The 14,249-nt window shown below is 64.8% G+C and carries 15 protein-coding genes; 11 read left to right on the plus strand and 4 right to left on the minus strand.

Features of this window, described 5'->3' with window-relative positions:
• Positions 1-55 precede the first annotated feature (55 nt).
• From J4F42_04220 to J4F42_04245, 6 genes are all read left to right on the plus strand, one after another.
• Complete coding sequence (locus J4F42_04220; GenBank protein ID MCE2484692.1) at positions 56-718, plus strand: bifunctional precorrin-2 dehydrogenase/sirohydrochlorin ferrochelatase; 663 nt, start codon at positions 56-58, stop codon at positions 716-718.
• Between the two features lie 3 nt (positions 719-721).
• Positions 722-1,537, plus strand: a complete 816-nt coding sequence (gene ccsB, locus J4F42_04225) for a c-type cytochrome biogenesis protein CcsB (protein ID MCE2484693.1) — start codon at positions 722-724, stop codon at positions 1,535-1,537.
• On the plus strand, positions 1,530-2,828 hold the full coding sequence (locus J4F42_04230; GenBank protein MCE2484694.1) for a glutamyl-tRNA reductase: 1,299 nt from the start codon (positions 1,530-1,532) through the stop codon (positions 2,826-2,828). Before ccsB ends, J4F42_04230 begins: the two co-directional genes overlap by 8 nt.
• Before the next feature lie 32 nt (positions 2,829-2,860).
• Entirely contained in the window at positions 2,861-3,790 is a 930-nt protein-coding gene (gene hemC / locus J4F42_04235; GenBank protein ID MCE2484695.1) for a hydroxymethylbilane synthase, read from the plus strand.
• A 5-nt stretch (positions 3,791-3,795) separates the two neighbouring features.
• Positions 3,796-5,337, plus strand: coding sequence for a uroporphyrinogen-III C-methyltransferase (gene cobA, locus J4F42_04240; protein ID MCE2484696.1), 1,542 nt, complete (start codon positions 3,796-3,798; stop codon positions 5,335-5,337).
• A gap of 73 nt (positions 5,338-5,410) precedes the next feature.
• Positions 5,411-6,328 (plus strand): CoA ester lyase, encoded by a 918-nt coding sequence (locus J4F42_04245; protein ID MCE2484697.1) that lies wholly within the window; start codon positions 5,411-5,413, stop codon positions 6,326-6,328.
• Positions 6,329-6,339: 11 nt separating this feature from the next.
• Here J4F42_04245 and J4F42_04250 read toward each other — a convergent pair whose 3' ends face one another.
• Positions 6,340-7,125 carry an enoyl-CoA hydratase/isomerase family protein gene (locus tag J4F42_04250; protein MCE2484698.1) on the minus strand — a complete coding sequence of 262 codons (786 nt, stop codon included), beginning with the start codon at positions 7,123-7,125 and terminating at the stop codon, positions 6,340-6,342.
• 124 nt (positions 7,126-7,249) lie between these two features.
• Between J4F42_04250 and J4F42_04255 the strand changes: the two genes are divergently transcribed.
• The 3 genes from J4F42_04255 to J4F42_04265 are packed head-to-tail and all read left to right on the plus strand — an operon-like array spanning position 7,250 to position 8,933.
• On the plus strand, positions 7,250-7,738 hold the full coding sequence (locus J4F42_04255) for an NUDIX domain-containing protein (protein ID MCE2484699.1): 489 nt from the start codon (positions 7,250-7,252) through the stop codon (positions 7,736-7,738).
• Positions 7,739-7,759: 21 nt separating this feature from the next.
• On the plus strand, positions 7,760-8,395 hold the full coding sequence (locus J4F42_04260) for a DsbA family protein (protein ID MCE2484700.1): 636 nt from the start codon (positions 7,760-7,762) through the stop codon (positions 8,393-8,395).
• Positions 8,396-8,402: 7 nt separating this feature from the next.
• The gene (locus J4F42_04265) at positions 8,403-8,933 is read left to right on the plus strand and encodes a hypothetical protein (protein ID MCE2484701.1); all 531 of its coding nucleotides are present in this window, start codon (positions 8,403-8,405) and stop codon (positions 8,931-8,933) included.
• Here the strand turns inward: J4F42_04265 and J4F42_04270 are convergent.
• Complete coding sequence (locus J4F42_04270) at positions 8,930-9,445, minus strand: hypothetical protein (protein MCE2484702.1); 516 nt, start codon at positions 9,443-9,445, stop codon at positions 8,930-8,932. The genes J4F42_04265 and J4F42_04270 overlap by 4 nt on opposite strands.
• 184 nt (positions 9,446-9,629) lie before the next feature.
• Here J4F42_04270 and J4F42_04275 point away from each other — a divergent pair, with 184 nt between their 5' ends.
• Both J4F42_04275 and ftsH read left to right on the plus strand, forming a co-directional pair.
• Complete coding sequence (locus tag J4F42_04275) at positions 9,630-11,135, plus strand: cobyric acid synthase (protein ID MCE2484703.1); 1,506 nt, start codon at positions 9,630-9,632, stop codon at positions 11,133-11,135.
• A 40-nt stretch (positions 11,136-11,175) separates the two neighbouring features.
• Positions 11,176-13,005, plus strand: coding sequence for an ATP-dependent zinc metalloprotease FtsH (ftsH, locus tag J4F42_04280; GenBank protein MCE2484704.1), 1,830 nt, complete (start codon positions 11,176-11,178; stop codon positions 13,003-13,005).
• A 383-nt stretch (positions 13,006-13,388) separates the two neighbouring features.
• Here ftsH and J4F42_04285 read toward each other — a convergent pair whose 3' ends face one another.
• Positions 13,389-13,751 (minus strand): DUF5615 family PIN-like protein, encoded by a 363-nt coding sequence (locus tag J4F42_04285; GenBank protein ID MCE2484705.1) that lies wholly within the window; start codon positions 13,749-13,751, stop codon positions 13,389-13,391.
• A gap of 9 nt (positions 13,752-13,760) precedes the next feature.
• Complete coding sequence (locus tag J4F42_04290) at positions 13,761-13,985, minus strand: DUF433 domain-containing protein (GenBank protein MCE2484706.1); 225 nt, start codon at positions 13,983-13,985, stop codon at positions 13,761-13,763.
• Between the last annotated feature and the right edge of the window lie 264 nt (positions 13,986-14,249).

Here is a 14,249-nt window from a genome sequence, read left to right on the forward strand (position 1 = left end):
GCGGTCATCATCAACCGCCTTGTTGGCCGAGCCCTTTGGGCCGGACACGAACGCTATGGGCTATTATCCAATCTTTGTCGATCTGAACGGCCAGCCGTGCCTTGTCATTGGGGGCGGAAGCGTCGCCGAGCGGAAAGTGGCGTCTCTGCTCGACGCCCAAGCCCGGATCAGCGTGATCAGCCCGACACTGACCCGGCAGCTCGAAGCCTGGGCCGCCGAACTGCGGATCAGGACGCTGCGGCGTACCTACCAGAGCGGTGATCTGCGCGGCTTTCGTCTGGTGTTTGCGGCCACCTCAGACCAGGATTTGCACCAGCGCCTGGCCGCAGAGGCAGACGCCGCGGGCGTGTTGCTGAACGTCGCGGATCGCCCGGCCGTGTGTTCGTTCATCGTCCCGGCCGTCGTCTCCCAGGGCGATCTGAGAATCGCCGTGTCCACCAGCGGGACAAGCCCGGCCCTGGCCCAAAAAATCCGCCACCAGCTGTCCGCAGACTTTGGTCCCGAGTACGCCCAGGCGCTCCAACTGCTGGCTCGAATCCGAGAGCGGGTGACCCGAGAGCGGCTGTCAAGCCAGGAACGCCAGCACCGTTTTCACAGCCTCGTCAATTCTCCCCTGCTCGACTATCTCCGCGACCGGAAAATTGATAAGCTCGACGGCCTGCTGCGCGTAACCCTGGGAGAAGCCTACAGTCTGGAGCACCTCGACTTTCAGGTATGACCGGTGGAAATTGTCCTGCTGACATCAACCCTCGTCTTCTATCTGCTGAGCACGGTGGGATTTCTGCTCGCCCTGGTGTCGCCCCAGCAGCTCTTTGGCCGCATCGCCCCCGGCCTGCTGCTGGTCGCCTGCGCCACCCACGGCGGGGCGATTATGGTGCGTTCGCTGTCGGTCGGCTATATTGCGGTCACCAATCCGTATGAGGCAGTGTCCTTCTTCACCTGGATAACCAGCGGCCTGTTCCTGCTGGTCCAGTGGCGCTCGTCCCTGACCGTGCTGGGGGCGGTGGTCAGTCCGATTGGCTTTGTCCTGACTCTGGGCGTGTTTGTCTTGTATACCCAGGCGCGAGCCCTGCCGCCGGCCCTGCAGAGCAGTTGGCTGCCGGTACACGTGACGCTCGCCTTTTTGGGCAACGCCGTGTTCTGCGTCGCCTTCTTTGCCAGCCTGATCTATGTGTTCCAGGAAAAGCGGCTCAAGGGCAAAAAAATCGGCGGGGTGCTGCGCCACCTGCCCTCCCTGGAGACCCTCGACAAGCTGAACTATCGCTCCCTGTCGTGGGGCTTCCCGCTGCTGACCCTGGGCATTGTCAGCGGCGCGGTGTGGGCCCGCCACGCTTGGGGCCATTTCTGGATTTGGGAGCCGCGGCCGATACTGTCCCTGGTCAGCTGGGTCTTGTACGCCTTCCTGCTCCACTATCGCAGCTTCGGCTGGCGCGGACGACGCGCCGCAACCCTGACCATTGTGTGTTTTGCCGTACTCCTGGTCTCATTCCTGGGAGCCCAGCTCCTGCCGGGTCGGCATGGGGGCGAATTTGGCTAAGCCGGACCCCAGCCTGATGGTCGTTGGCCTCAACCACCATACGACGCCGGTCGAGGTGCGCGAGAAGCTGGCCTTCAGCGACGGCATGCTGCACCATGCCCTGCCCCGCCTGGTCGAGGCGCCCGGCATCCAGGAAGGCGCGATCATCTCGACCTGCAACCGGGTCGAAGTCGTGACCTGGACCCACGATCCGCCACAGGCCAGCCGCCACATCAAAACCTTTCTGGCCCAGGAGCAGGGCCTGCCGCTCCGTCTGTTTGAAGCCCATCTGTACACCCATACCGACAGGGAGGCGGTCAGACACGTGTTCCGCGTCGCCTCCAGCCTCGATTCCCTGGTCGTGGGCGAACCCCAGATCCTGGGACAGATCAAAGACGCGTATAGCGCCTCGGCCTCGCTCGGCACGCTGGGGACGGTGCTCCACCGCTGGTTCCACAAGGCATTCTCGGTCGCCAAACGCGTGCGGAGTGAAACCGCCATTGCGGCCAAACCCGTCTCGGTCAGCTCGGTGGCGGTCGAGCTGGCGTGTCGGATTTTTGACCAGCTGACCGACAAGACCGCCATGGTCATTGGCGTGGGAGAGATGAGCCAGCAGGCCATCCGCCAGCTCCGGGCCAGGGCCATCGGTACCCTGCTCATCACCAACCGGACCTTCCAGCGGGCGGTCGAGCTGGCCAGCACCTGCGCCGGGACCGTCGTACCGTTCGAGCAATTCCCCAGGCAGCTGCACTTGGCCGATGTGGTAATTGGCTCGGCCGGCGGCAGCGCCTATCACCTCACCCCGGAGCGTGTTCACGAAGCCCTGCAAGAGCGCAAACGGCGGCCCATGTTCCTGATTGACCTCGGCGTGCCGCGCAATTTCGACCCGCGTCTCAACGACCTCGAGAATGTGTTCGTGTACGATATTGACGACCTCGAACAGATCGTCGCTGACCACAAGGGCGAACGCGAGCTTGAGGCGCGTAAAGCCGAGGCCATTGTCAGCCAGGAAGTCGAGGCCTTCTGGCAGTGGTACGCCAGTCGAGACATCAGCCCGACCATTGTTGCCCTGCGCCAGAAAGCCGAGGCCGTGCGCCAGCGCGAGGTCGAAAAAACCCTGGCCGGGCTCAAAGACTGCTCGCCCGAAACGCGCCGCGCCATTGAAGGACTGAGCGCGTCACTAATGAACAAGCTGTTGCATCCGCCAATCGGCTATCTGAAACACCGCACCCGGAACGGGAATGCCGAGGACGGCGCGACCAGCGTGACTGCGGTGCGGCAGATGTTCGGCTTGGATGACGACCAAGACTGATCCAACAGGACTGATCCAACAGGACTGACCCCATGCAACGCACCGTTCGGATTGGCACCCGTGGCAGCACCCTGGCCGTCTGGCAGGCCGGCTGGGTCAAACAGCGACTCGAAGCCCACTGGCCGGATTGGCGGGTTGAGCTGGTGCCGATTACGACTTCAGGAGACAGGATTCAGCACGTCTCACTGGCCCGGATTGGCGGCAAGGGCTTGTTTGTCAAAGAAATCGAACAGGCGCTGCTGGCCGGCACGGTCGATCTGGCCGTCCACTCGGTCAAGGACCTGCCGGCCGAGCTGCCGTCCGGACTCGTCCTGAGCACCATTCCCGAACGGGAAGACCCCCGCGACGTGCTCATCTCGGCCACGGGTTCGTCACTGGCCGACCTGCCCCAGGCTACCCGCGTGGGCACCAGCAGCCTGCGCCGCCAGGCCCTGCTCCTGCACCTGCGTCCCGACCTGCGGATCGAAGTGCTGCGGGGCAATGTGGAAACCCGTCTGCGCCGCCAGCTGGAAGGCCGGGTGGACGCCACCATTCTGGCTGCGGCCGGGCTCAAACGGCTGAGCCTCAGGCTGAAAAACGGCGTTCCGCTTGACGCCGAGGAATTTCTGCCGGCCATCGGCCAGGGCGCGCTGGGGATTGAAATCCGGGCCGGCGACGCGATCGAAACCCTGCTCGCCCCCCTGCATCACGCCGAAACAGCCTGGGCAATCAAGGCCGAGCGCGCCTTTCTCAGCGGCATGGGCGGCAGCTGCCGCACGCCCCTGGCCGCCAGGGCCACGGTCGCCAACGGCAGCCTGCGCTTGACCGCCCTGGTCGCCAGCCCGGACGGCAAGCGCCTGCTGCGCCACGAGATCAGCGGTCCGACCGAAACGGCCAGACAGATCGGGACCGAGACGGCCGCACTCCTGCTGGACCGGGGCGGCCGGGATATCCTGGCCGCCCTGGAAGCGACAGAGGCATAAGCCGTATGCCGGTGTATCTCGTTGGCGCGGGTCCCGGCGACCCGGGGCTGTTGACCCTCAAGGCCAAGCGTTGCCTCGAGCAGGCCGATGTCGTGGTGTACGACTATCTGGTCGATCAGCGCATCCTGGCCTACGCCCGTCCCCAGGCCGAGCTGATCTACGCCGGCAAGCGCAGCGGCAGCCCGAGCATGAGCCAGGCCGACATCAATCGGCTGATTGTGGACCGGGCCCGCCAGGGCCAGACCGTCGTCCGGCTCAAGGGCGGCGATCCGTTTCTGTTCGGGCGGGGCGGCGAAGAGGCCCAGGAACTGGTCGAGGCCGGTCTTCCGTTTGAGATTGTGCCGGGCGTCACTTCAGCCCTGGCGGTCCCGGCCTATGCCGGGATTCCGCTCACCCACCGCGACCACGCGTCTGCGGTCGCGATTGTGACCGGCCATAAAGAAGTCTGGGACACCGCCCCGCACCTCAACTGGGCCACCCTGGCCGGGGTGGGCGGCACCCTGGTCTTCCTCATGGGCACCCGTCAGCTACGCAACAATATGCAGCGTTTGATGCGTCACGGGCTTTCCGGCCACACCCCGGTGGCCCTGATTCGGTGGGGCACACGGCCCGATCAAGACGTGTTGGTCGGCACGGTCGAGACGATTGCCGAGCTGGTTGAGCAGCGGGGCTTTGAGCCGCCGGCGGTGGCGGTGGTCGGCCAGGTGGTCGAGCTGCGCCAGCAGCTCCGCTGGTTTGAAACCACGCCGCTGTTCGGTCGGCGCATCGTGGTCACCCGGCCGCGTCTTCAGGCCGGCGGTTTCGTCGAGCGGCTCGAACAGCACGGCGCGGCCGTGGTCCAGTTTCCAACGATTGAAACCGTGCCGGTTGCCGCCTCCGACCGGCTGGACGCGGCCCTGGCTGTGCTGCCGAGCTACGACTGGGCGATTTTTACCAGCGTCAACGGCGTGCGCTACGTCTTTGAGCGCCTGGCCGAGCGCCGACTCGACATCCGGAGTCTGGCCGGGGTGCGCCTGGCGGCGATCGGTCCAGAGACGGCCCGCGCCCTGGAAGCCCGCCATGTGCGGGTCGAGGCCGTGCCGGCCGAGTACCGCGCCGAAGCCCTGCTGTCCGTACTCGGTGCTGTCACCGGCCAGCGGATTCTCCTGCCACGGGCGACCCAGGCGCGAGACATCCTGCCCAAATCCCTGCGCGCCGCCGGTGCCGAGGTCGACGAAATCGGGGTGTATCAGACCGTTCGTCCCACCACCCGGACCGCAGAACTGCGCGAGCTGCTGCGAGCCGGTCAGATCGATCTGATCACCTTCACCAGCTCAAGCACGGTCCGCAATTTCATGGCCGCGTTTGCCGACCGGAATGCCGATCAGGATATTCCGGCCCTGCTCGGCACGACGGCGCTCGGCTGCATTGGGCCGATTACGGCCGAGACGGCCCGCGGATATGGACTGCGCGTCAGCATCCAGCCCCAGGAGTACACCATTGCGGCGTTCAGCCAGGCGATTGTGGACTATTTTCGGGCCGAGCCGCACCCCGACCGCGCTGCCTGAGAGCCAGGATTCTTGACCTGGGCGAAGAATCGGCCAATGCTGACAGCCATTACATCTATGGAGGAGAACGCCCATGAAACTCTATCGCTCGGTTCTGTTTGTTCCCGGCAACCGCCCGGACTGGATTGACAAGGCTCCCAAATACGGGCCGGACGCGCTGATCATTGATCTCGAAGACGCCGTGCCGATTGCCGAAAAGGCCCAGGCGCGTCCGATTGTGCGGGCCGGCATTGAGCGCCTGCGGGACAACGCGGTCGGCGTCTTTGTCCGGGTCAACGGGCTGGATACCGGCCTGACCGGCGAAGACGTGGAGGCCGTTGTCACCGCCGGGCTCGACGGCATTGCCATTCCCAAGCTCGAAAACGCGGACGAGATTCGGAAAATCGACGCCTGGATCGAGCTGTTTGAGCGCAAGGCCGGCCTGGACCTCGGCACGGTCGAAATCATGGCCATCCCGGAGACGGCCAAGGGGATCATGAACGCCTACGAGCTGGCCTCGGCCTGTCCCCGCGTCGGAGCCGTCATCGGCGGCGTTGGCCAGCGCTCGGGCGATGTCACTAAGGCGGTCGGTTTCCAGTGGACCCGTGAGGGCTTGGAGAGCCTGTACATGGGCTCCCATGTCCTGCTGGCGTGTCGGGCGGCCGGCTTTGAGTATCCGATTGGTATCGGCTCGCTGGAGGTCGGCGATACCGAGCTGGTCAAGGCTCAGCTCAGGCGTGGCCGGGAGATCGGTTTTCGCGGCGCCCTGCTGATCCACCCGTCGGCCGTGCCGCTGGCCAACGAGGTGTTTGCCCCGTCGGCCGAGGAGATCGAATGGAACAAGGGCATCTTACAGGCCATGGCCGAGGCCGAGCAGGCCGGCCGGGCGGCCGTGACCTATGACGGCATGATGATCGACTACGCCCACGTCCGCAACGCGCTGGACTTGATTCACCAGGCCGAGGCGTTCGGCATCCCGGTCGGGGACTACGCCCAGGTCAAGGCGCTGTAAAACATGGCGCTTTAGCGATACCGGAACTGGGGTTTGCGTTTCTGCAGAAAGGCGTCTCGACCCTCAAAATAGTCCGGGTTCTCAAACGTCCGGGCGCGCAGCTCGCGGCTCGTCGGCGTGTCGTCCTGAGCACCGGCGACGATTTCCCGGACGGTCGTCTTGACCGCCCGAATCGTGAACTGCGACAGACGACACAGCTCGTGGGCAAAGGCCCAGGTCTCGTCGGCCAGGGTCTCGGGGTCAAACAGCCGGGTGGCCAGACCCCAGGTCAGGGCCTCTTCGGCGTTCAACACCTTGGCCCCCATCAGCATTTCCTTGGCTTTTGACGGGCCGACCAGATCGACCAGGCGTTTTGTTTCGTGCAGGGTGTAGGCCACGCCGAGCCTGGCCGGCGGGATGCAGAACCGGGCGGTGTGGTCGGCGTAGCGCACGTCGCAGGCCAGGGCCAGGGCGCAGCCCCCGCCAAAACAATAGCCGGCGATCATGGCAATGACCGGTTTCTCCAACGCGGTGAGGCCGTCCAGGGTCGAGCGAAACAGGTCGTTGAACCGCTCGCGCGACTCGGGCGTGGCGTGGACCTTGGGAAACTCGCTGATATCCGCCCCGGACGAAAACACCTTGGCCGTGGCCCCGCGCACAATCATGACCTTGATCTCGGGATTGTCGGCCACCTCGGCCGTGGCGGCCTTGATCCGTTCCAGGACCTCGGAGTTGAGCGCGTTCAGCTTGTCCGGGCGGTTCAGCACCAAGCTGGCGATTTCGCCCCGGGTTTCCAGATACACCGCATTGTTCTGCATGCCTGTTCTCCTGTTTCTCAGCGCTGCTCACTATGGTCCGAGACACGCGTCGGTGTCAATCCTGACCGCCTGCGGCTCAGCTTGCAAAGCCGGCCCGCAAGTGACAAGCTGGCCCCTCACGCGTATGGCACTCCCCGAGCGATATAATACCGGCTATAACCTCGGCGTCGGCGGCGCGGTGGCGTGGGACAACCGCCTGTTGCTGGTCCGTCGGGCCTCGCGCCGCGGACGCGGCAACTGGCAGGTGCCCGGCGGTTTTGTCGAACCTGACGAAACCATCGAACAGGCGGTGATTCGAGAGGTTCAGGAAGAGGCCGGGGTGCTGGCCGCAGTCGAGGGCGTGCTGGGTCTGCGCAACCGCTACGACCCGGACATCGGCAACAGCATCTACATCGTGCTGCTGTTGCATCCGGTCAGCGGCGAGCCGCAGCCCGACAACGACGAGGTCGACCGGGCGGCCTACCTGACGCTCGCCGAAATCGAAGCCCTGGACCAGATCCCGCCCATCAACCTGGAAATCGCTCGCCGGGTGTTTGCCCCTGACCGGCGTCTGCTGCTACCGCAGGTGCTGACCCATTTCACCGGCGTGAGCTACACCTTGTTCGCCGGTTAAGCGCAGGACGGAGGAAACCCCGTGGCCCTGGAGAAGATCACCCACTATTTTGATTACAAAAGCCCCTACGCCTACCTGGCCCAGGCGGAGACGTATCAGCTCGCCCGGGATTGTGACGTGGCCATCGACTGGCTGCCGCTGACCCTGCACATCCCCAGCTTTCTAGGTTCGGCCGAGGTCGACGCCGGCGGGACAGTCCTGAGCGAAAACCGCAACGCCCACCAGTGGCGACGGGTCAAGTACAGCTATATGGACTGCCGGCGCGAGGCCAACCGACGCGGTTTGGTGATTCGCGGCCCACAGAAAATCTTCGATAGTTCGATCGCCCACATCGGCATGCTGTACGCCAAACACCGGGGCGACTTCCGGGCCTACCATGACGCGGTGTACGAACGCTTCTGGCGGCGCGAACTCGATATAGAGAACCCGGAACTCATCGGCCGGGTGTTGACCGAGGTCGGCCTCGACGCCTCGGGATTTCTCGACTACCTGCACGGCCAGGGACGCCACGAGCACGACCAGGTCATGGCCGCAGCCGAGGCCGACGGCGTGTTCGGCGTGCCCAGCTATGTGGTCAACGGCGAGCTGTTCTGGGGTGCGGAGCGTATTGAGCGGGTGCGCGAACGGCTGGCCGAACACGGCCACACTCCCCGCTAGGTGCCGTGTGGCCACCCGCCTGCCGATTGTCGGCGTCATGGGTTCCGGCAGCCAGCCACACGCCGTGCGCGCCCGGCAGGTCGGCTCGTGGCTGGCCCAGGCCGGCGTGCACCTGTTGACCGGCGGCGGCCGCGGAGTAATGGCCGCCGTCAGCCAGACGTTTGCCGAGACCGCCGGCCGCCGGGGGCTGGTCATCGGCATCATTCCCAGCGCCACAGATGAGCTGCTGGCCGAGCCCAAAACGGGCTACCCCAACCCCTGGGTTGAGATTCCGATTTATACCCACCTGTCGCTGAGCGGCGAACGCGGCACCGAGCCGCTGTCGCGCAACCATATCAATATCCTGAGTGCCGACGTGGTGATCGCCCTGCCCGGCGGAGCCGGAACAGCGAGTGAGGTCGCCCTGGCCCTGCGCTACGGCCGGCCCCTGGTCGCCTATCTCGACCGGCGCACCGACATCGAGGACCTGCCCGACCAAGCCGTGGTCGAGAACGACTTCTCCGCCGTACAGGCCTTTGTCCGCGCCCACCTGCCCTAGCCTGGCGTGTCGTCGGTCATCCGCCGTAGCTGAAGAATCGAATAGGTCTCAAACCGGCCGTCCGGTCGCTCGATTTCGAGCCGCTCTTCATAGCCGTCGGCGGTCGGCCGCACCACCTTGCGAGCCCGTCCGCGGCCGGCGCCGTGACCGGGCGGACGGTCGGGGAAACGGACGGATTGGCCGTCGAGTTCGATGGGGTATGTCACCACGGACCCCGCGTCGGTATAGGCCCGACCCTCAAACGTCCGGGTGGCGGAATCGAGGCCGATGAGCACCAACGCCTGGTGGCAGTCGTTGCGGCCGTCGGCCAGAGGATAATTCACCCCCATACGCAGGGACAGGAAACGGCCGCCCGCCTCCCAGCCACCGGTGACTTCTTTTTGAAAGCCGCCCGGACGCCCGGTGTAGTGTCCGTGTCCGTAAAAGTGGCCGACCAGAAAGGCCAGCGGCCGCAGGCTGTCGTCCGGCCCGGACCAGACGTGGACGGGGTTTTTCGGCGACAGAATCCGCAAGTAGCTGCCCTCAGCCGCGGCGCGGCCGGCGGATGAGAACAACCTGGAGCGCAGCTGCCGGCGGAATGCGCTGAACGACCACATCACGTTCATACACCACACGGATGGTCTCGACAGTCAACACCTGATCGTCGCCCCAGGCGGGGGCGGACGGGACGCGGAGGCTGTGATAGACAGGGCCGGTATGAGTGCGCAGGTCATCATGATCCAGGGCACCGGCTCCGATGTCGGCAAGTCCGTTATCGTGGCTGGTTTGTGTCGCATCGCCAGGCGGCGGGGTGTGCGTGTTGCGCCCTTCAAACCCCAGAACATGTCTAATAACGCGGCCGCGTGTGCCGACGGCGGAGAGATCGGCCGGGCCCAGGCCGTCCAGGCTCGGGCGGCCGGGTTGGCGTCGCACACCGATTTCAACCCGGTGCTGCTGAAACCGCACACCGATCGGGGCGCACAGATCGTGGTCCACGGCCGGCCGGTCGGCACCCTGGACGCCGCGGACTACCCGGCCGGCCGCCAGCGCCTGATGGGCGCCGTCATGGACAGCTTCGGCCGGCTCGTGGCGGCGCACGAGCTGGTCATCGTCGAGGGAGCGGGCAGCCCGGCGGAGGTCAACCTGCGGGCTGGCGATATTGCCAACATGGGCTTCGCCCGGCGCGTCAACGCCCCGGTGTGTCTGGTCGGCGACATTGATCGCGGAGGCGTTATCGCGGCCCTGGTCGGCACCCAGGCCGTGCTCGACCCGCAGGACAGCGCCCTGATCGTCGGCTTTGCGGTCAACAAGTTTCGGGGCGATCCGAGCCTGTTCGAGGCCGGCATTGCGGTCATTGAGCAGCGTACCGGCTGGCCGTGCTTTGGCCTCATCCCCTGGGCTGCGGCAGCCTCGCGTCTGCCGGCCGAAGACGCCGTGCCGCTGCCCCAGCTCTACCCGACGCAGCCCGGACGGGTTCGGATTGCCGCCCCGATGCTGTCCCGTATCGCCAACTTTGACGACGCCGACCCGCTGCGCCTGGAGCCGCAGGTCGATTTCAGCTTTGTGCCGCCCGGACGACCGATTCCGCGCGACGTGGATGTCGTGATCCTGTTCGGCACCAAATCGACCATCGGCGATCTGGCCTTTTTGCGCGCCCAGGGCTGGGACCACGATGTCATTGCCCATGTCAGAAGCGGCGGCCGGGTGCTGGGGCTGTGCGGCGGATTCCAGATGCTGGGTCGCCGTGTCCACGATCCGGCTGGGGCCGACGGCCCGGGCGGTTCGGTGGACGGGCTGGGCCTGTTCGAGTTTGAGACCACGATGATCGGAGAGAAAACCGTCCGCCCCGCCCGGGGACGCTGCGTCCTGACCGACGCCCCGGTTGCAGGCTACGAGATTCACATGGGCCAATCCCAGGGCTCAGCCCTGGAGCGGCCGCTGTTTCAGCTTGAGACCGGCGCCGACGGCGCGCGCAGCCCGGACGGGCGGCTCGAAGGCACCTACCTGCACGGTCTGTTCGCCAACGACGGCTACCGTCGTGCCTGGCTGGAGCGTATCCGCAGCCATACCGCCGCAGCCCTGGACTACGAGGTCAGCGTCGAGACGGCTCTCGACGAACTGGCCGACAGCCTGTCCGCAGCCCTGGACATCAATGCCCTGCTTGGAGCTGCACGCAGCCCCGACCCGACCCGTTCGGGCCGGCTATCTGCCACAGAGACTTGATGCACCCCCTCAGGAGACTTAGAATTAGCCCATGAAGAAAATGGACCATAAGATCCGTTTTAATATCTGGTATGTATTCATCGCCCTGTGGGGGGTGATTCTGCTGCACAACCTGTGGCTCCAGGCTACCCGGATCGAACAGATTCCCTACAGCCAGTTCCAGGCTTACCTTGACGAGGATCTGATCGAAGAAATCCGGATCACCAACAACTATATCCAGGGCACGCTGCGGCAGCCCCTGGAAGGCCAGCCGCAGCAGTTTGTGACCATTCGGGTCGAACCCGACCTGGCCGACAAACTGGCCTCCAGCGGGATCCGCTTCGCCGGAGAGATTGAGACGACCTTTCTGCGCGATTTCCTGTCGTGGATTGTCCCGGTCCTGCTGTTTGTCGGCATCTGGCTGTTCTTCATGCGCCGCTTTGCCCAAAAACAAGGCTTGGGCGGCGGCTTCATGTCGATCGGCAAGAGCAAGGCCAAGGTCTACATGGAACAGGATGTCAAGGTCACCTTCAACGACGTGGCCGGTGTGGACGAGGCCAAGACCGAACTCCAGGAGGTGATTGCCTTTCTGAAGACACCCGAAAAATTCGCCCGGCTGGGTGGCAAAATTCCCAAGGGCATCCTGCTGGTCGGTCCGCCGGGGACGGGCAAGACCCTGCTGGCAAAAGCCGTGGCCGGTGAGGCCAGCGTGCCGTTCTTTTCGATCAGCGGCTCAGAGTTCGTGGAGATGTTCGTCGGGGTGGGCGCAGCCCGGGTGCGCGACCTGTTTGTCCAGGCCAAGGAAAAGGCGCCGTGTATTATTTTTGTCGACGAGCTGGACGCCCTGGGCAAGGCGCGGGGCATGGGGCCGGTCTCCCACGAAGAGCGCGAACAGACCCTCAACCAGCTGCTGGTCGAAATGGACGGCTTCGATCAGCGCACTGGGGTGATCCTGATGGCCGCCACCAACCGGCCGGAAATTCTGGACCAGGCGCTGTTGCGGGCCGGCCGCTTTGATCGCCACGTGGTGGTTGACCGGCCGGACAAGATCGGCCGGCTGGCGATTCTCAAGGTCCACTCCCGCAATGTACAGCTTGACCCGGACGCCGACCTTGATGTGGTCGCAGCCATGACCCCCGGCTTTGCCGGGGCCGACCTGGCCAACATCATCAACGAAGCCGCGCTGCTGGCGGTCCGTATGAGCAAGGACTCGGTCGGCCTGCCCGAGCTGCAGGAGGCGGTTGAGCGGGTGATTGCCGGCCTGGAAAAAAAGAACCGGGTCCTCAACCAAACCGAAAAAGAACGCGTCGCCCACCACGAGATCGGCCACGCCCTGGTCTCCCTGTCGCTGCCGGGCAGCGACCAGGTTCAGAAAATCTCGATCATCCCGCGCGGCGTGGCCGCCCTGGGCTATACCTTGCAGCTGCCGACCGAAGACCGCTTTGTGATCACCAAATCCGAGCTGGAGAACAAAATCGCCGTATACCTGGGCGGCCGGGTCGCCGAGGAGATCATCTACCAGGAGATCTCGACCGGTGCGCGGGACGATCTGCTCAAAGCCACCGACATCGCCAAGAACATGATCAAAGCCTACGGCATGAGCGAGCAGCTGGGCCAGATCAGCTTCGACCAAGACCAGCAGCCGATGTTTCTGCAAAACGGCCAGAGCCCCGGCCCGGGCGACTACAGCGAGGAAACCGCGCGGGCGATTGACACCGAAATCCGGCGCATCATCGACGCCCAGTACGCACGGGTAACCGCCCTGCTGTGCGCCAAGACCCAGATCTTGAAGGACGCGGCGCGAGCCCTGCTGGACAAGGAAACCCTCACCGGCGAGGAGCTACGGGCGATTGCCTTCCCGGCCGGCCAGCCCGACACGGACGCCGCCTAGGGCGTGGTCGTCCACTCGGGCTAGGGTTCAGACCCTAGTCCAGAGGAAGGCCCGGAAGGTAGGCTGCGGGTCAGACGGCGATCAGGAGGCCCTGTCCTTTCCTCCCATAAGCTTGACACTGTGGCCGTGCTCAGCCGGAGCGTCCCATTTTGCGGCGGGGGTATTGAATATCTCCGACACAGATTGCTGAGACGGGTAAATCGCACACATTTGCCCCGCTCAGCCCCTCTGTCCGGCCCGTCTGGCCGCCGTCCCACAAAACCCTCCTTTTTCAAGACAGGAGCTAGACCCGCTCTGTCCTCACCGAAATTGATGGGACCGTTGAAAAATTGGGCAGACGAGTCCCTCTCGGGAAACGCCCTAGGAGAGGAAGAGGAGTGGGCTCAAGAGGGCCGCAGCCGGATCCGCCCCGGCTCGACGATAGCCAGACGGCCTGGCAGGCGAGCGAGCACGACCGGCTGTTGGAGGAAGAGGTCTACCAAGTGGAGAATAAAGGCCACGGTGGCATGCCGGGGGAGCGTGAAGACCACAATGCCCGCATACAAGGGCGGCGGATAATTGCGGATATCCGCAAAATCAAAATCGCCGGTGAGCAAACAGAGGCGCTGGGCCTGGGCATAGGCCGCAATGGTCGAGTCTGGCGCGTCTCCCAGACCGATATCGCGCACATCGAAGGCGGTATGGCCGGCCCGCCGCAGGGCCGCGCCCACGGCCCGAGGCAGGTCGGCGTCGATGAGAAAGCGCACGGTGCGAATCTAGAAGGGCGGTAAGGGATGGTGTTCGTCTTGCTCGATCAGCTCGCTCGCATAGGTCAGGGCGGCCTGCACGTCGGCTTCTGTCACCCCGTACTCGGCCGCCACTTGGTCGATGCTCAGCCCGCCCGCCAAGCCCCCCAGGAGCCGCACGACCGGCACCCGCGTGCCCCGGATGACCGGCTTCCCATGGTGCACGTTTGCCTCAATGACAATACGATCCTTCATCGCCGCTCCTTTCCAAGCGTTTGCCTCTCTCGGGCAGAGACCCTTCTATCGAACGCAAGAAAGGCCGAAAAGTCAATCCAGGGAACTCCTCGTTTTTCGGGATCAAACAAGTCCTCACAGTCGGTACTGCGTTCTGATGAATTGAAACGGATTGTGCAGGCGGAGTCAAGAAAAGCGCAAGTATCTTAGGGCCTGTCATCAGTTAAGGAGGATCACCGAGGCAGCGAGATAGATAGCTCCCCGAAAGCTGACGGCGCGTTTGTC

The sequence above is a fragment of the Desulfurellaceae bacterium genome, from assembly GCA_021296095.1.
Taxonomy (GTDB): domain Bacteria; phylum Desulfobacterota; class Binatia; order Bin18; family Bin18; genus JAAXHF01.